The 18,013-nt window shown below is 39.0% G+C and carries 14 protein-coding genes; 12 read left to right on the top strand and 2 right to left on the bottom strand.

Annotated features, from left to right (window positions below):
* Positions 1–28 precede the first annotated feature (28 nt).
* From RMA95_RS08590 to RMA95_RS08560, 7 genes are all read left to right on the top strand, one after another.
* Positions 29–832: a sulfite exporter TauE/SafE family protein gene (locus tag RMA95_RS08590; RefSeq protein WP_311070162.1), complete on the top strand. Its 804-nt coding sequence runs from the start codon at positions 29–31 to the stop codon at positions 830–832.
* A gap of 253 nt (positions 833–1,085) precedes the next feature.
* Positions 1,086–1,781 carry a GntR family transcriptional regulator gene (locus RMA95_RS08585; RefSeq protein ID WP_049066133.1) on the top strand — a complete coding sequence of 232 codons (696 nt, stop codon included), beginning with the start codon at positions 1,086–1,088 and terminating at the stop codon, positions 1,779–1,781.
* 10 nt (positions 1,782–1,791) lie between these two features.
* Positions 1,792–5,241, top strand: coding sequence for a chromosome segregation protein SMC (gene smc, locus RMA95_RS08580; RefSeq protein WP_311070160.1), 3,450 nt, complete (start codon positions 1,792–1,794; stop codon positions 5,239–5,241).
* A 1-nt stretch (position 5,242) separates the two neighbouring features.
* Positions 5,243–6,274 (top strand): cell division protein ZipA C-terminal FtsZ-binding domain-containing protein, encoded by a 1,032-nt coding sequence (locus RMA95_RS08575; protein WP_311070159.1) that lies wholly within the window; start codon positions 5,243–5,245, stop codon positions 6,272–6,274.
* Between the two features lie 94 nt (positions 6,275–6,368).
* Positions 6,369–8,405 (top strand): NAD-dependent DNA ligase LigA, encoded by a 2,037-nt coding sequence (gene ligA, locus RMA95_RS08570; protein ID WP_077164602.1) that lies wholly within the window; start codon positions 6,369–6,371, stop codon positions 8,403–8,405.
* A gap of 254 nt (positions 8,406–8,659) precedes the next feature.
* Positions 8,660–9,124, top strand: coding sequence for a bacterioferritin (gene bfr, locus RMA95_RS08565; RefSeq protein ID WP_001214863.1), 465 nt, complete (start codon positions 8,660–8,662; stop codon positions 9,122–9,124).
* 293 nt (positions 9,125–9,417) lie between these two features.
* Positions 9,418–10,611, top strand: a complete 1,194-nt coding sequence (locus RMA95_RS08560) for an MFS transporter (protein ID WP_263614952.1) — start codon at positions 9,418–9,420, stop codon at positions 10,609–10,611.
* 66 nt (positions 10,612–10,677) lie between these two features.
* On the opposite strand, the gene RMA95_RS08555 is transcribed toward RMA95_RS08560, so the two are convergent.
* Together RMA95_RS08555 and otsB are read right to left on the bottom strand one after the other, a co-directional pair.
* Positions 10,678–12,108 (bottom strand): trehalose-6-phosphate synthase, encoded by a 1,431-nt coding sequence (locus RMA95_RS08555; protein WP_311070157.1) that lies wholly within the window; start codon positions 12,106–12,108, stop codon positions 10,678–10,680.
* The gene (otsB, locus tag RMA95_RS08550; protein ID WP_311070191.1) at positions 12,096–12,947 is read right to left on the bottom strand and encodes a trehalose-phosphatase; all 852 of its coding nucleotides are present in this window, start codon (positions 12,945–12,947) and stop codon (positions 12,096–12,098) included. The genes RMA95_RS08555 and otsB overlap by 13 nt, the downstream gene beginning before the upstream one ends.
* Before the next feature lie 355 nt (positions 12,948–13,302).
* On the opposite strand from otsB, the gene RMA95_RS08545 reads away from it, so the two are divergent.
* The 5 genes from RMA95_RS08545 (at position 13,303) to bioD (ending at position 17,958) form a co-directional block, all read left to right on the top strand.
* Entirely contained in the window at positions 13,303–14,034 is a 732-nt protein-coding gene (locus tag RMA95_RS08545) for a hydrolase (RefSeq protein ID WP_311070156.1), read from the top strand.
* Positions 14,035–14,127: 93 nt separating this feature from the next.
* The gene (gene bioA / locus RMA95_RS08540; RefSeq protein WP_311070155.1) at positions 14,128–15,408 is read left to right on the top strand and encodes an adenosylmethionine--8-amino-7-oxononanoate transaminase; all 1,281 of its coding nucleotides are present in this window, start codon (positions 14,128–14,130) and stop codon (positions 15,406–15,408) included.
* Position 15,409: 1 nt separating this feature from the next.
* Positions 15,410–16,567, top strand: coding sequence for an 8-amino-7-oxononanoate synthase (locus RMA95_RS08535; protein ID WP_311070154.1), 1,158 nt, complete (start codon positions 15,410–15,412; stop codon positions 16,565–16,567).
* The gene (bioC, locus tag RMA95_RS08530) at positions 16,564–17,313 is read left to right on the top strand and encodes a malonyl-ACP O-methyltransferase BioC (protein WP_263613049.1); all 750 of its coding nucleotides are present in this window, start codon (positions 16,564–16,566) and stop codon (positions 17,311–17,313) included. The genes RMA95_RS08535 and bioC overlap by 4 nt, the downstream gene beginning before the upstream one ends.
* On the top strand, positions 17,314–17,958 hold the full coding sequence (bioD, locus tag RMA95_RS08525) for a dethiobiotin synthase (RefSeq protein WP_263613050.1): 645 nt from the start codon (positions 17,314–17,316) through the stop codon (positions 17,956–17,958).
* Positions 17,959–18,013: the final 55 nt, after the last annotated feature.

The raw sequence follows: 18,013 nt of genomic DNA, 5'->3' as shown, positions 1-18,013 counted from the left end.
TGAATATGAGCAGAGTGGTAAAACATTTATGGAGTTAATCATATATTTACTCATTGGCGCAATTGCTGGTTTTACTGCCGGATTGTTTGGGGTTGGTGGTGGACTAATTATTGTACCAATCCTCTATGTCGTTTTTACCCAGTTGCACTATGACCCTGCGGTAATCATGCATATTGCAGTCGGAACATCGCTTGCAACCATTATTGTGACGTCGTTTAGTTCAGTTTCTGCCCATCATAAAAAAGGTGCAGTCCTCTGGCCTGTTTTTCGTAATTTAGCACCTGGGCTGGTGATTGGTTCATTCTTAGGGGCGGGTATTGCTGATTTGATGTCTGGTCAGCATTTACAGCTTCTTATTGGTGTCTTTGCCGTTGTGATGGCCTATCGCATGTTTAAAGGCGCAAATGTGGTTGTTGACCCAACGCGTCAGCTTCCTTCAACACCTATGCAATTTATGGCAGGTGGTGGCATTGGTATTGCCTCTGCAATTTTTGGTATTGGAGGCGGTAGCTTAACTGTTCCGTATTTAAACCGTCATGGTGTGGTCATGCAAAAAGCAGTCGCGACTTCTGCCGCTTGTGGTTTACCTATTGCTGTAGCGGGCGCTATTGGCTTTATGTGGTTTGGTGCTAAAGAGCACATCTCTGTACCTAACACGATTGGTTATGTGCACATCTATGCGTTTATTGGCATTAGTGTCATGAGTTTTGTGACGGCTAAACTTGGGGCTAAGGTTGCGCATGCTTTATCACCACAAATGCTAAAAAAATGCTTTGCTTGTTTGCTCGTGGTAGTTGGCAGTTACTTTATTTATAAAGGTTTTATGAGTTAAAAAGCGTATTCATTTAGAAAAATATAGAAAAAGAAGCTTAGACTCACATGGTTTAAGCTTTTTTTATTTGAAGATTTAAACAGACTAAAGGTAAGTTTTTTCATCCGATTTCTGTATGGATTTTGGGCGGGTTGGCTTAAAATGCAATAAAATTGTCAGACAATGACATAGTTTTTAATAGATGGGATCAGTTAAAAACAAGAATGCGAAAGAAAAGCATGGATTAATGCATATAAAAAGTAGCGGGTGATTTATGAATCTCGAAGAGACAGAAAGTCTTTCTGAGCAAATTGTCAAATATATTAGCGAACAGATTATTAGCGGCGAATTGGTCGAAGGTGAACGCATACAAGAGCTTCGTATTGCGAAAGAGCTCGATGTAAGCAGGGGGTCAGTTCGTGAAGCATTATTATTACTCGAACGTACACATTTAATTGAAATTTTTCCGCGTCGGGGTGCAATCGTCTCAGAAATGTCTGCACAACAAGTGAAAGCACTGTTTGATACAAACGTAATGCTACTAGGACATATTGTGCAACGCATCAGTGAAACATGGCGTGCACATGAGGCTGATCAATTACAGTTGTTACAAGAACAATTACTTGAGCATGTAAAAGCAGGCGATATCGAAAAATTCTATGATGCCATTTTCCAATATCTGGCTGAACAACAAGATATGGTCGGTAATCCTTACCTAATGAAATTCTATAAAGAGTTACTACCTTCACTACGTCGCAGTTATTTTTTGACCTTAAATACCTCTAAGCGGGAACTACAAGAAGCGTTTGCATTATTTAAACTCGTGACTGATGCAATTTTAATCCGAAAATCACAACAAGCCGCTTTATTTATGGAAGATTTTTGTCGACACTTACGTAACCTTGTGTTGGAATCGCTGACACGAATGAAACAGATTGAATTGGCTTGGGCGAGACGCTCACGTCGTTAGTTAGGGCATTATGCGTTTAAGCAGTTTAAAACTTTCCGGCTTTAAATCTTTTGCAGATAGTACAACTTTAAATTTTAAGGCGAACCGCACAGCAGTGGTTGGTCCAAATGGTTGTGGCAAATCCAATGTTATTGATGCGATCCGCTGGGTGATGGGTGAGTCAAATGCTCGTCAGCTTCGTGGTGGTAGCATGCAAGATGTTATTTTTACCGGAACATCCAAGCGTAAGCCAGTGGGTGTTGCCAGTGTGGAACTGCGTTTTGACAATACCTACGGCAAATTGGGTGGAGCTTATAACGCTTATAACGAGCTCGCTGTTCGTCGTCAGGTGACCCGTGAAGGTAAGTCTGAATATTTCTTAAATGGTACACGTTGCCGCCGCCGTGATATTACCGACATTTTCTTGGGAACGGGTTTAGGACCACGCTCTTACGCTGTGATTGAACAGGGCATGATTAACCGTTTGGTTGATGCCAAGCCTGAAGAAATGCGTATTTTCATTGAAGAAGCAGCGGGTGTGTCTCGTTATCAGGCGCGTCGCCGTGAAACTCTGCAGCATCTTGAACATACTGAACAAAACCTTTCACGTTTAGAAGACATTGCGCTTGAGTTAAAATCACAGCTTAAAACGTTAAAACGCCAGTCAGAAGCTGCGGTTCAATATAAAATCTTAGAAAGTCAGATCCGTACACTAAAAATTGAAATTTTGTCTTTTCAGGCAGATAAAAGTGTACGCCTACAAGAAGAATATACAGTTCAAATGAATGAATTGGGCGAAACTTTTAAGTTAGTTCGCTCTGAGTTAAGTACAATTGAACATGATTTAGAATCGACCAGTGCTTTATTTCAGCGCCTCATTCAGCAATCTTCACCACTACAACAAGAGTGGCAACAAGCTGAGAAAAAACTATCTGAACTGAAAATGACTCTAGAACAAAAACAGAGTTTATTTCAGCAAAATAGTACGACACTGGTTCAATTAGAACAGCAAAAAGCTCAGACGAAAGAGCGTTTACAACTTTCCGAGTTACAGCTTGAAACACTGAATAATCAGCTAGAAGAACAAACTGAAGCTTTAACAACGGTTGAACATACCGCAGCCGAAGCAGAACAAAACTTTGCTGGTTTACAAGCGCAGCAGCGTCAAGCACAGCAACAGTTTGAACAAGTAAAAGCTCAGGTTGAAAAACAGCAGCAGCAAAAAATGCAAATGTCTGCTCAAATTGAGCAGCTAGGCAAAAATGTTCAGCGCATTGTGCAGCAAAAAGAAACGCTGCAACATCAGGCAAGTCAGATTCAATCGCAAGTACACGAAGATGAACAAGGCGAGCTTGAGCAACTACAACAGCAGCTTTGTCGTGAAATCTCAACGTTAGAGGGTGATATTGAGCAGTATGTGCAACAGATTGAACAGTCTCAACAAGCGCATCAGGCAACTAAAAATCAGCAACAAACACTGAAAACAGAAATACAGGTTTTATTATCTGAGCAGAAAAATTTAAGCCAGCTTGTTGCTAAACAAAGTCCAAAGCAAAGCCAAGATACGCTACGTTTAATGCAGGCTCTAGAGTTAACGGAGCAGGGTAAGCCACATGCACAAATTATTGAAAAGTTTTTAGCAAAATGGTTGCAGGCACATATTGTTGAGACCGAACAAACTTTTCAAGAAGGGGTTGCTCGCCAGTTAAAACCATCAGAACAAACAAGCAAATTTAAAGGAAATTTGGCCTGTTTAAATGACTGGATTGCGTCACCACAACTTTCGATATTTTCAAATGTAGCGATTGCGCAAAATTTATCTGATGGTTTAAATGAGCAAAAACAACTGCAACATGGCCAGTCTATCTTGACCTTAGATGGCTATCATGTCGGGCAAGATTGGGTAATTGCTCTTATGTATGATGACGAAAGTCAAAGTGCGCAAGGTATGCTCAGTCATCGTATTCGTCTAGACGAAATTGAACAAGTTCTTCAAAAGCAGCAACCAGAATTACAAGCATTAGATCAAATTATAGTTCAGCAAAAAGATGAGCTAGGACAGTTACATGTTGACCTACAGCAAAAACAACAAGTCATTAAACAAAAGCAAAAAGACTTGCAGCAGCTGGACGTGCAAATTGCTAAACAGCAAACTGCGGCACAAGCATTTTTACTGCAAAAACAGCAATTGAAAGATCAGTTAGCTCAGTTAGACATGCAACTTGAAGAAGATGCAATGCAAAAAGATGATCTTGAAATTGATTTGCATGCGCTTGCGATGAAGCTAGAAACTATTTTACCTGACTATAAAACTTTGCAATTTCGGGTAGAAGAATTAACAGAGCAGCTTGAAGAACAGCAACAAGTCTTGCAACAGCAGCAGCAAGAACGCGAGATTTTACGTCGAAACAGTACGCAGACAATTCAACAAATCGAGTTGCTTGAAAAAGATATTTCATTCTTGCAGAGTCAATATCAACAAATTACAGCGCAAATGGAACAGGCGAAAAAGTTTGTTGACCCTATTCAGTTAGAGCTACCAAACCTTGAGTCGGAATTTCAACAACAGTTTGCTCAGACTGAAAAGTTGCAAAAGACGTGGAATGAATGGCAGCTTGAGCTTAATAGTGTGCAAGAGAAGCAACAAACACTCACAGACCAACGCCATCAATACCAACAGCAAGATGAAAAACTCAGAGAGCAGCTTGAAGCCAAACGTTTAGCATGGCAAGCAGCTAAATCAGACCGCGAGCACTATCAAGAGCAGCTAAAAGAGCTAAATGCTGAGCTTCAAACGGGCTTGAAAATAGATTTAACTGAGCACCAGCAAAAACTGGAAAAGGTACAAAAGCAGTTTGAAAAAATCGGTGCGGTTAACTTGGCAGCCTCACAAGAGTTTGAAGAAGTTTCTCAGCGTTTTGATGAGTTGAGCCACCAAATTCAAGACTTGGAAAATACGGTAACTCAGTTGAAAGATGCGATGAAAAGCATTGACCAAGAAACCCGTAAACTCTTTATGACGACTTTTGATAAGATCAATCAAGAGTTGCAAAACCTATTTCCAAAGGTTTTTAATGGTGGTGAGGCAAGTTTAAGTCTGGAAGATGACTGGCAATCTGGGGTTAAGCTCATGGCGAGACCACCTGGAAAGAAAAATAGTTCTCTAGCATTACTTTCCGGTGGAGAAAAAGCGTTAACGGCGTTAGCATTAGTATTTGCCATTTTCAGGTTAAACCCAGCACCGTTTTGTGTACTCGATGAAGTGGACGCACCACTCGATGATGCGAATGTACAGAGATATTGTAATTTGGTAAAAGAGCTTTCTGAACATGTACAATTCATTTACATTACACATAATAAGCTGGCGATGACCATGGCAACTGACTTGTTGGGTGTAACCATGCCTGAACCGGGCACATCAAAATTAGTCACTGTCAATTTAGAACAGGCAAAAGAATACGGGTTAGTTTCGGAGTCATAGAATGGAAATCAATACGATTATTGGCATCGTTGTTGCCATTATTATCATGCTAGTTGGCTTAAGAATGATTTTAAAAAAGCCGAACCATGCTGAACCCTCGCTAGACAGTGATTTACATATTAATCCTGAAAGTAATCAACCGGTTATTCCTCGTCATGTACGAGATCAACTTGAACAGGCAGAAGCAGCTGTAGCATCATCAGCTGTTGCTGAACGTGTAGAACCGACTTTAAGCGAGCAGGCGCAGCCAAAAGAACAGGAAACAAAAGAAGTAGAACAAGCTTCACAAACTCAAACAGACCAGACACAAGCACCCGTTGAAAATACTCTAATAGAAGAAGTTAAAGCTGAAGAAAATACTGCTAGTCCAACTGTAAGTAAAAATAGTTCAGTTGAGTTAACTGACACCGTTTCTGCTGCAACAGAAGCTACAAGCTCATCAGAAGAAAAAGTGGTAGAAGAACATTCTAAAGCAGAACCTGAATTAAGCTTAAATCCGAATATTGAAACGGCTGAAATTGCCGAGTTTGAAGGTGAAAGTAATATTCTGGATGTGCATTTGCATGAGCAACAGCGTTTTGACGACGAAAGTGCGTTAGCAATGGCTGAGCAGATTATTGCACTAAATGTTTATCCAAATCCGCGCCGTGCGTTATCGGGCGATAAAGCACTGAAAGTACTTTTAAAATACGGTCTACGTTACGGTGAAATGTCTTGTTTCCACCGTTATGAAAATACCGATGAACCAAGTGCACTCATGTTCTCTGTACTTCGTATGACAGATAACGGTCCAGCTGGTTTTGATTTGGAAACTTTATCTGCGGAACAAGTTCAAGGCTTGGCATTTTTCCTTGCACTTCCAAACAGTAAAGCAGTTACTGGTTTTGACATGATGACCAGTATTGCAGGTCTTATTGCTCGTGAAATTGATGGTAAGGTTTATGATGAAAATAACCTTGAGTTTACGCCACAGTTAAAAGAACATTGGCGCCATCATGTGATTGATTATCGTCCTGCACAGGCAACAGCCTAGTTTAAATTTTTTGTATAGGTTGCGATAATTGCAACATATCTAGTCGCAGCTCAGGGTGGAGAAATTTCCACCCTTTTTTATGGTGAATAACATAATGGCAATAACTTCCGTGATCGAACAGATGCGTCAGCTTATTCAACTGATTGCAAAGCATAACCATGCCTACTATGTCATGGATCAGCCGACAATCTCGGACAGTGAATACGATCATTTATTTCATCAGCTAAAAGCTTTAGAAGAGCAAAATCCTGAACTTATCCAAGCTGATTCACCAACAACGAAAGTAGGTGGACAAGCACTTTCAAAATTTGAGAGTGTGACGCATGTGGTGCCAATGCTTTCTCTGGGTAACGTATTTAACCAAGAAGATTTATTTGCATTTGCACGCCGTGTAGAAGAGCGACTACCAAACCAAAAAGTACAATACGAAGTTGAGTTAAAACTTGATGGTCTTGCGATTTCTCTATGGTATGAAAATGGAGTCCTAGTTCGTGGTGTAACACGTGGCGATGGTGAAACGGGCGAAGACATTACGCAAAATGTAAAAACTATTCGTAACTTGCCTAAAGTTCTGCACTCTGAAAAGTACGACATTCCGCGCTTGCTCGAAGTTCGTGGCGAAGTACTCATGCCGAAGTCTGGTTTTGAAAAACTCAATGCCGACCAAGAGGCAAAAGGTGAAAAAACTTTTGCTAACCCTCGAAATGCAGCAGCAGGAAGTTTAAGACAGCTAGATCCAAATATTGCTGCTAGTCGACCTTTAGCATTTTACGCATATGGTATTGCGCAGTGTGAGCCAAATCATAACTTAACGACCATGCATGATAGTTTGCAATGGCTAACAGAGCTTGGATTCCAAATTGCTGAACGTCAATACTTGTGTAACTCAATTCAAGAAGTACAGCAGCGCTATGAACAAATTCAGCAAGAGCGTCCAAGTCTCAAAGTTGAAATTGATGGCATGGTGGTTAAAGTCGATGACCTTAAACAGCAACAGCAACTTGGTTTCTTAAGCCGTGAACCACGCTGGGCAACTGCTTATAAATTCCCTGCACAAGCTGCACTGACCACTGTTGAGCAGATTGACTGGCAAGTAGGACGTACTGGGACTTTAACACCTGTAGCACGCTTAAATCCTGTTTTTGTGGGTGGGGTGACTGTTTCTAATGTGACTTTGCATAATATTGGTGAAATTCATCGTCTAGATGTACGCGTTGGAGATACGGTAAGTGTTTATCGTACGGGTGACGTTATTCCTAAAGTAGAAAAAGTTTGGCCAGAGTTCCGTCCTGCGGAAGCAGAGATTGTTCATTTACCAGAAAACTGTCCAGTATGTGCATCTCCTGTAGTTATGCCTGAAGGTGAGGCTCTCGCACGTTGTTCTGGTGGTTTATATTGTGCTGCACAGCGTATTGAGGCTATTCGTCACTTTGTATCGCGTAAAGCTCTGGATATTGAAGGCTTGGGAGATCGTTGGGTCGAGTCTTTATTACACCTCGATTTACTCAAAGATGTTGCTGATATTTACCATTTACATGAACACAGAGAAACGCTGTTGGGCATTGAAAAAATGGGTGAAAAGTCAGTACAGAACCTCATTGATGCCATTGAAGCTAGTAAGAAAACAACGCTTGCGCGTTTTATTTATGCCTTAGGTATTCGTGGGGTCGGTGAAACAACAGCTAGAATGTTAGCCAATACATTCCAGACATTAGAGGCTCTTAAAGCTGCGGATATTGAAGCCTTGAAGAAAACCCCAGATGTAGGCGATATTACCGCTGAATGGATTGCTGATTTCTTCTTGGCACCGCATAACATTGAAGTACTTGATCGTTTAATTGCCGCAGGTATTCATTGGGATGCACCAACTGCGCCAACACGTCAGCCATTAAATGGCGAAAGCTGGGTACTTACAGGTACATTAGAGCAAATGACGCGTGATCAGGCGACTCAAATGCTACAAGCATTAGGTGCGCGTGTAAGTGGCAGTGTATCGAGTAAAACTAAATGTGTGGTTGCGGGTGAAAAGGCTGGTTCAAAACTAGAAAAAGCAGCGAAATTAGGTATTCCTGTCATGAATGAAACAGATTTCTTATCACTCATGGCGGGTTATGGGCAGACTTTGAGCTAAAAGACTTAGCGAAATAAGAACCATTGATTTTAGTTACAAATTTATAAATTGATGGTTTATGTCATATTTGAACGCTTGTTTGAGCTTATAATTCGGACAAGCGTTTCTTTTTGCAGAGGAAATTTAAATAACTTAAACTGCAAATGCGTATGTTTCTCATTTTAATTTGATAAAAATCATAAACTTAACTATTTTTTATTTTGCAATCATTTTTAAGATTGCCCATAATAGACTCATACGATAGGAGATTTATTATGCGTGGCAATCCAGAAGTCATAGACTATTTAAATATGCTCATTGGCGGAGAGTTGGCTGCCCGTGATCAGTATTTAATCCATTCTCGTATGTATGAAGATTGGGGCCTAAACAAGATTTATGAGCGTATTGACCATGAGATGCAAGAAGAAGCTTCTCATGCCGATGCAATTATTCGTCGTGTATTATTTTTAGGTGCCAAACCAAACATGCACCGTGAAGATATCAATGTGGGTACAGACGTTGTATCTTGCTTAAAAGCTGATTTAGCACTTGAATATCACGTGCGTGAAAAATTAGCGACAGGTATTAAACTTTGTGAAGAAAAAGGCGACTACATTAGTCGTGACATGTTACGTCAACAATTATCAGATACCGAAGAAGACCATACTTACTGGCTTGAAAAACAGTTGCGTTTAATTGAACTAATTGGCCTACAAAATTATATTCAGTCTCAAATTTAATAATTTGAAAAACCCAGCTTAAGCTGGGTTTTTTATTTGCTCATTTTAATAAAATGAAATTACTGCTTAGACGTTAATATTGTCAAATTGAATATATTCAAAGCCTTACTATATAAGGCTTTGGCGGTTACAAAAAAGTCAGAAAAATTGTATCAGACCCCATGTTTTTTTTGTGGAATTGGATATAATTTCGCCAACAAAAACCCTTGCCTGGAACTTAATAAGGCAGGGGTTTTTCTATGGGGAATCGGTTGGTATGGATCGCCAATGGTTTTATGGTGAGCTTCGCGTATATGTTATTTTCCAAACCTGCTGTTTTAGATACAGCTACTCTCTTAAGCACACAACGATTAGCAACTCGTCTTAGCTTTTTTAGCTTGGGCTTTGCGATATCTGCTTGGGCGCCACTTATTCCTTATGCACAGCAACGTTTAAACCTGAATCATGCAAATTTTGGTTTATTGCTGCTCTGTATGGGAATAGGCTCAATGATTGCTATGCCTGCGACAGGGGCTTTAGTTAAGCGTTGGGGATGTCGTCCTTTAATTGCTGTGGCGACTATACTTTTAACAGTATTACTACCAAGTTTGACGATCTGGCATAGTCTTGTTTCAATGGCGGTGGCATTATTTATTTTTGGTACGGCAGCAGGTAGTCTTGGCGTTGCTATCAATTTACAAGCAGTTGTGGTGGAAAAGAACAGCTTACGTGCACTCATGTCCAGTTTCCATGGTATGTGTAGCCTTGGTGGTTTAATAGGTGCCATGCTTGTTACTGCACTACTGGCAATTGGTCTTTCACCACTCATGAGCACGCTGTCGGTAGTCATGATTTTATTGGCTGTTAGTTTTGTTGCTATTCCATCTGCTTTAACAACCTTTGAGCAAGATGAACAAGGTGCAGCAGAAATAACTGACGCACCGAAAAAATCTTCGCGTCCGAATGGTACTATCCTCTTAATTGGGATGATGTGTTTTATTGCCTTCTTGTCAGAAGGTGCAGCAATGGACTGGGGTGGTATTTATTTAACGAGTAAGTATCAGCTTAATCCTGCTTTTGCTGGGCTGGCTTATACATTCTTTGCACTTAGTATGACAAGTGGTCGTTTTGCAGGACATCTTTTGTTAAAACAATGGGGCGAGAAAACCATTGTGACTTATAGTGCAATTGTTGCAGCTCTTGCTATGGTCACTATTGTGATGGCACCTGTTTGGCAGGTCGTGGTATTAGGTTACGCACTTTTAGGTTTAGGCTGCTCTAACATTGTGCCTGTTATGTTTTCGCGTGTTGGCCGTCAAAATGATATGCCTAAAGCAGCAGCGCTTTCTTTGGTTTCAACCATTGCTTACACTGGCTCATTAAGTGGTCCAGCTTTAATCGGCTTAATTGGTCAGTGGACCAGTCTAACCACAGTGCTAACAGGTGTAGCAGTTTTATTAACTATGATTGCTCTACTCAATCGCTTTACCCTTGTGAAGGCAAAGTAACTTAAGCCAACTTACCCGCCGAAAGAATATCGAGAAAACTTCTCGATGTTCTATAAGCTTAAATCATTATAAGACATGGTAAGTAGGTTGATACTTGTCTTGTAATGACAGCTTAGACTTATTGAAAGTCGGAGCATTTTCTAAATCCTTCAAGAAAGTATTTCGCCAATCACTCAAGTCGGTGGCTGCCAAACCTTCTATTAACTGTTCATAACGATTAATACGTTCTGCTTTAGACATCTCTAGAGCGGTTTTTAGAGTATCCATCATGGCTGCTCGATCTAAGGGGTCAACAATCAAGGCCTGAGTCATTTGTTCAGCAGCACCAGCATATTTAGATAAAATCAGCACACCGGGGTTCTCTGGGTCTTGAGCCGCAATATATTCTTTTGCGACCAAGTTCATGCCATCACGTAATGAGCTAATCCAGCAAATGTCAGAACGGCGATAAATATGCATTAGGCTGTCATGTTGAACAGTGTCGTAGCAGCAATCAATTGGACGCCAGTCTTCGTGGGCAAACTCTTCATTAATCAGCTCTAGTTTGGTTTTAAAACGTTGGTATAAACGTTGGTAAGCTGGAATATCAGTACGTGAAGGCGTTGCAACTTGAAGGTGGCGTACCAGTCCATGATATTCAGGATTAGTTTCCAAGAAGGTCGCAAATGCATTGAAACGCTCAAGCAGACCTTTTGAATAATCAATCCGATCAACCCCGATAATAGTTTTTTGACGTGGAATATCTTCAAAGTTAAATACATATGGGGTATGAAATGCCTGTTGTGCTTGTCGTTGAATAAGTTCTGGTTGTACACCAATAGGATAGGACTTAATCAACACCTGACGTTTTTTATAACTGATTCGGTCGCTTAGTATTTTTTGAGCTTCAAGTAAGCCCATACAGGTTTGCATACAGGTGTTTTGATCAGCTTGAGTCTGTAGACCAACTACATCATATTGGCAAAGGTCTTGTACTAACTGTAGTGCAACTGGAATTTTGCGCCAAATATTTAGGCTTGCAAAAGGAATATGCAAAAAGAAACCGATTTTATTTTGCATTCCTAATTCGCGGCAATGACGGGCTACACTAAAAAAGTGGTAGTCATGTACCCAAATAACATCATCCGGCTGGGCAATTTGCTTTAATTTTTCAGCAAATAAACGATTAACCCTTTGGTAAGTCTTATATTCTTCAGCATCATATTCGATCAGATCATCTCGATCATGCATGGCAGGCCATAAAACTTTGTTAGCAAAACCACAGTAGTACTGTGCATATTGCTGATGTGTAAGAGGGCAGGTAATGTAGTCAATCCCATGAGAATATGCCTGATCGAACTCAGGCGCTTCAGTATCGGTAATTTGCTGACCATTCCAGCCTAACCAAATACCATTACTATCATTCAAAGCATCTTGCACAGCCACGGCAAGGCCACCTGCTGAAGCCTTACCTGATGGCATACTTATTCGATTCGATAACACGATTAATTTAGACATATTTGTTCTCCATTCTGATCTTGACTATTTTTGACGTATAACTTTTTTATTTTTTCGAGAAAGAAAAAAAGAAAATTAGAAACGCTGTTAATATCTTTTAATCTATATTGAGCTTCTGTTTCACCAGAACCTACTTTAATTGAAGTGCCAAATTGTTGATTAATAAAAATGAAACCAGATTCATCTGTTAAATCATCTCCTATAAATATTGGATGAATTAACGGTAAATTAAGATGATTTAATATAGTTTGAATTGCTTTACCTTTATCTGCCTGTTTAGGTACTAATTCAACTACAAATTTTCCTCTATTTAATTTTAGTTGAGGATAAAAATATTTAATCTTTTGCATAATATAAATTGCATTATTTTCTAATTCTGGATTTTTTCGATAATGTAAAGCAATAGAATATCCTTTATCCTCAATTAATAAATCGGGATATTTTTCACAAGATTTTATAATATCTTCTTTTAATTTATTAAAATTAATATCACTTAAGTCTGGGCGAATATAAGTGCTAGAGTCAAAATAAATATCTAAACCATGTAGCCCCGCTATAGGAACCTCAATAGACTGAAGCAACTTATTAGCTGTTTCAACATCGCGACCTGTTACAGCAACCACTGGTATATTTAATTCAATAATTTTTTTTATAACTTCTAATGTCGTATTAGGAATAAAACTATGTTCCGGATGAATTTGAAATGGAGCTAATGTTCCATCAATATCCAGAAATAAACAATAATTTTTATCTGAAGGTAAGGTATTTATAATACCACTGGGTGTAACAAAATATGTATCTTTTTCTCTCCCATCACATATTATACTTTGACTGTTCATATTAACCTGCCCAATATTTTTGATCATTGATTAATCTTCTATCATTAAAATGAATTGATGAGTCATTTTTTTTAATAAAAAAACATAAGTATTAACATTAATTACATTGCACAATGGATTTATGGGTGAAGTGTGGATTATGTTGTTTTTTGATTTGCTTCAATGTTTACATAATTAAATTTTTGTATATTTCATATGAATAATTTAGGCCTTACTTATCAATATATTTCAGAATATTAAACGCCTCTAAATGCCTGATTTTACTTTTCGAAATTTAATTTTTATGTTGATTTTAAAGGATATTTAAAATTGATATTAATATATAATCTTGCAAAAGTTGGCTGTGGACATGCATATGAAGTTACAAAATAAAATTTTATTGATTACAGGTTGGGGAGTAGGGGTAGAACCTTTGCAATCACTTAAATTGCATTTGGAAAAAGCTGGTTTCGAAACACAACTAATTAATATCTTTAATATTTTAGAGAGTAACTTTCAAGCACAGCTTGATTTAGTGGCTGAAATTGATGTGGTGATAGGCTGGTCTTTAGGTGGACAGTTAGCAACTCATCTCGTTGACTTTTTTTATAAACAAACTGGGCAAACTAAAACGTTAATTACGCTCGCGTCGAATCCATGTTTTGTTGCTAACGATAATTGGCAAACAGCAATGCCTACTGATGTATTTAGTCAATTTAAAGCGTCTTTTTTACAGAACCCACAAGCCACTTTAAAGCGTTTTTATTATTTGATTACACTTGGCTCATCTCAAGCGAAACAAGATTGGATGAGTGTACAAAATATAGCAAATCCGCCGTCAAATGAACTTTTAATAGAAGGTTTGCAAATGCTTGAACAGTTAAATCTGGTAGATAACTTGAAAAATTATCCAGGTCTACAGCTTCATCTGTTTGCTGAGCAAGACAATGTCATTCCTTGCAAAATTATGGAGAATTTTAAGGATTTCGCTACAGAAAACATGATTTATAAACTACTCAAAGATACTACACATGCTTTTCCCTACTTACAGGTGGAAAGAACAATTGAAGAAATCTGCCAGTTTTTAACAATTCATCAGCAAAGTTAATAAGCTTTGATTGATATCGCAATTTTCTTTCATTCTTAACAGGTTTAACATGTGTTAAATGAAAGATTTGATTGCTGTAAAAGGGTATAGAGGATGACCGATAATTTTGATTTGGAACATATTTGGCATCCATATACTTCAATGGCCCAACCGTTACCCACATTTAAAGTTAAGCGTGCCTATGGGGCAACGATTGAACTCGAGGATGGTAGAACTTTAATTGATGGCATGTCGTCTTGGTGGTGTGCAATTCACGGCTATAACCATCCTGAACTCAATCAGGCAGTGACCAATCAATTACAGAACATGTCACATATCATGTTTGGTGGGCTAACCCATGATCCTGCGATTGAACTTGGTAAAATTCTTTTAAAAATTACACCGCCAAGTCTCGATAAAATTTTCTATGCAGATTCAGGGTCGGTTGCCGTTGAAGTTGCTTTGAAAATGGCTGTGCAGTTCTGGACAGCACAAGGCCAACCACAAAAAACAAATTTTATTACTACGCGTTCTGGTTACCACGGTGATACATGGAATGCGATGTCTGTGTGTGATCCGGTTACAGGCATGCACCAAATTTTTGGTACAAGCTTACCCAACCGTCTTTTTGTAGCTGCACCTCAAACCAAATTCCACGAAGAATGGAATCCTCAAGATATTGCCGAGCTAGAACAAGCCATTCAGCAAAATCATGAAAACCTTGCTGCACTCATTATTGAACCAATTGTTCAAGGTGCAGGGGGCATGCGTTTTTATCATCCTGAATATTTACGTCAGGCTAAAGTGCTTTGCGAGAAATATCATCTGTTATTAATTTTTGATGAAATCGCGACTGGCTTTGGCCGTACGGGTAAGCTTTTTGCGTGGGAACATGCTCAAGTCGAGCCGGATATTATGTGCCTAGGTAAAGGGTTAACAGGCGGCTATATGACGTTATCTGCGACCTTAACAACAAAGCATGTTGCAGAAACGATTAGTCGTGGTGAGGCTGGAGTATTTATGCACGGCCCAACCTTTATGGCCAATCCACTTGCTTGCGCCGTTGCCTTGAAAAGTACGCAATTATTAATTGAGCAAGATTGGCAAGCTAATATTAAGCGAATTGAGCAACAGCTTAGCCAACATTTAGTGCCTTTAAATCAGCTTGATTATGTTGTTGATGTACGAGTGCTGGGTGCAATTGGTGTAGTAGAACTCACCTTTAATGTTGATATGAAAACTTTACAGCAACAATTTGTAGACCGTGGAATCTGGATTCGCCCTTTTGGCAAACTGGTTTATGTGATGCCACCGTATGTCATCACTCAACAAGAGCTAAGCGATTTGCTTGAACAATTGGTTGAAGTTGTTAAAACATTGCAGGGAGCGCATTAAGATGTCATTGCTTGATCATTTTGCTACAGAGTTAGATGAGTTAAAACAACAAGGTAATTTCAGACAATTTACTCAAAATGTGCAGCATGGCCGTTTTATTACTATTCAAAATAAAACAATGCTTAACTTAGCTTCAAATGACTATCTTGGGTTGGCGGCTGATCTTAATCTTCGCCAAGAGTTTTTAGATAGCTTGCCATTAGAGCGCAGCTATTTTAGTTCTTCATCGGCCCGTTTATTGACGGGTAATTTTAATGAATATGAACAGTTGGAAAATAGCCTAAGTAAGGCATTTGGTGATCGGTCGGCTCTGCTATTTAATAGTGGCTATCACATGAATATTGGTATTTTGCCAGCTGTTTCTGATAGTAAAACTTTAATTTTGGCAGATAAATTAGTCCATGCCAGCATGATTGACGGGATTCGGTTGTCTGGTGCGCAGTATGTACGTTATCGTCATAACGATTTACAGCACTTAGAACAACTTCTGCAAAAGTATCATGATGATGACAAGATTGAACGAATTATTGTGGTCACAGAAAGTATTTTTAGTATGGATGGTGATGAAACGGATTTAGCCGCATTAGTCCAGCTTAAAAAACGTTTTGCTAAAACCATGCTTTATGTCGATGAGGCACACTCAATTGGTGTACGTGGTCAGCAAGGTTTGGGGTGTGCTGAACAATATAATGTCATTCAGGAAATTGATTTTTTGGTAGGTACCTTCGGTAAAGCATTGGCAGCAGTCGGTGGTTACATTATTTGCGATCCAATTATTAAAGATTATCTTATTAATAAAATGCGCCCGCTTATTTTTACGACCTCTCAACCTCCTATTATTGTAGCTTGGGTAAACTTTATATTCCAAAAAGTATTAGTTGCTCAACCTCAGCGTGAACACTTAAAAAATATTAGCCAATATCTTCAACAAGCTGTTGTACAAAAGGGTTATGTAAGTCCGTCGACCAGTCATATTGTTCCAGTTATTGTTGGAGAAAGTCAGGCTGCGATCGATAAGGCAAAACAAGTTCAAGAAAGCGGCTTTTATGCCATGCCTGTACGCCCACCAACAGTACCTAAAAATAGTGCACGTTTGCGTATTTCTTTAACGTCAATGGTTGAACAGCACGAGCTTGAAGCACTGGTGAGTTTTCTGTGAGTCTGAATAAAAACTTAGTTGCCGAGCGTTTTGCTAAAGCAGGGCAAAGCTATTCAGAGCATGCGGTTGTTCAAAAACAAATTTGCCAAAATTTAACGGGCTTACTAAAGCAGTTTTGCCCAAGTACGATGTCACGTGTTTTTGAAATTGGTTGTGGTTCTGGTAACTTAACTCATCTGCTTGTTGAAGCTTTTCAAATTGAAGATTTAATTTTGAATGATCTGTATGCAGAGGTGCAGCAGCACTTTAATCATCAAGAACATTTGAAATGGTTAATTGGAGATGTTGAAACGTTAGAACTCCCTCAACAGCTCGATATGATTGTTTCAGGTTCTGCTTTGCAATGGATGCAAGATTTACCGCGTTTGCTTAAGCGTTGTAATGAAGCTTTAACTGACATCGGTTGGTTATGCTTTTCAACATTTGGAGCTAAGAACTTAATTGAAATTAAAGAGTTAACTGGACAAGGCCTAAGTTACTGGTCTCTTGAAAATTGGAACAGTGCCTTAACTCAGGCTGGGTTTGAAGTTCTTTATTTATCTGAGTCAGAAACTCAGCTCTATTTCGATTCACCTAAAGCGGTATTACAACATTTGAAAGCAACAGGTGTAACTGCTACAGCTCAGCATCGTTGGACTAAGCAAAGTTTACAGCAGTTTTATCAAGATTATGAGCGGTTTAAGCATGCTGAGGGATATGCCTTAACATATCATCCAATTTATTGTATTGCCCGGAGAATGAAGTAAATGAGTGGTCAGGTCTATTTTGTGAGTGGGATTGATACCGAAATTGGTAAAACCTACGCGACAGGTTTTTTAGCAAAATTATGGACTGAGCAGGGTAAAAAAGTAATTACCCAAAAACTCATTCAAACAGGTAATGCTGATATTTCTGAAGATATCGAGAAGCATCGTGAAATTATGGGGCAAGGTTGGTTTCAGGAAGATCACGATAAGCTGACTATGCCTGAAATCTTTAGTTATCCTGCTTCACCTCATTTGGCAACACGCTTAGATAATAGAGAAATTGATTTTCAAAAAATTGAAAATGCGACTCAAACATTGGCTGAGCGTTTTGAAATTGTATTGTTAGAAGGTGCAGGGGGCTTAATGGTGCCCTTAACCAGCAGTCTACTCACCATTGACTATGTGGCTCAGCATCAGTTCCCTGTTATTTTAGTGACTTCTGGTCGTCTAGGAAGTATTAACCATACTTTGCTTAGTCTTGAGGCACTTAAGTCACGCGGTCTGAAATTAAAAGCTTTGGTTTATAACTTAAAAGATGAATCAAAAGATCCATTAATTTCGCAAGATACTTCAAATTATTTGAAGGACTATTTAGCCATTCATTTCCCTGAGGCTGAGTGGATTGAATTAGCAAAAATGAATTAAGTGTAAGTCAGCAATAAAAAACCGCTCTAATGTGAGCGGTTTTTTTATTTAAAAG

Origin of the sequence: Acinetobacter sp. V110_1, assembly GCF_031798975.1 — a bacterium.
Classification (GTDB): domain Bacteria; phylum Pseudomonadota; class Gammaproteobacteria; order Pseudomonadales; family Moraxellaceae; genus Acinetobacter; species Acinetobacter nosocomialis_A.
Note: the sequence above shows the minus strand (reverse complement) of the source record. Positions and strands in the feature narration are given on the sequence as shown.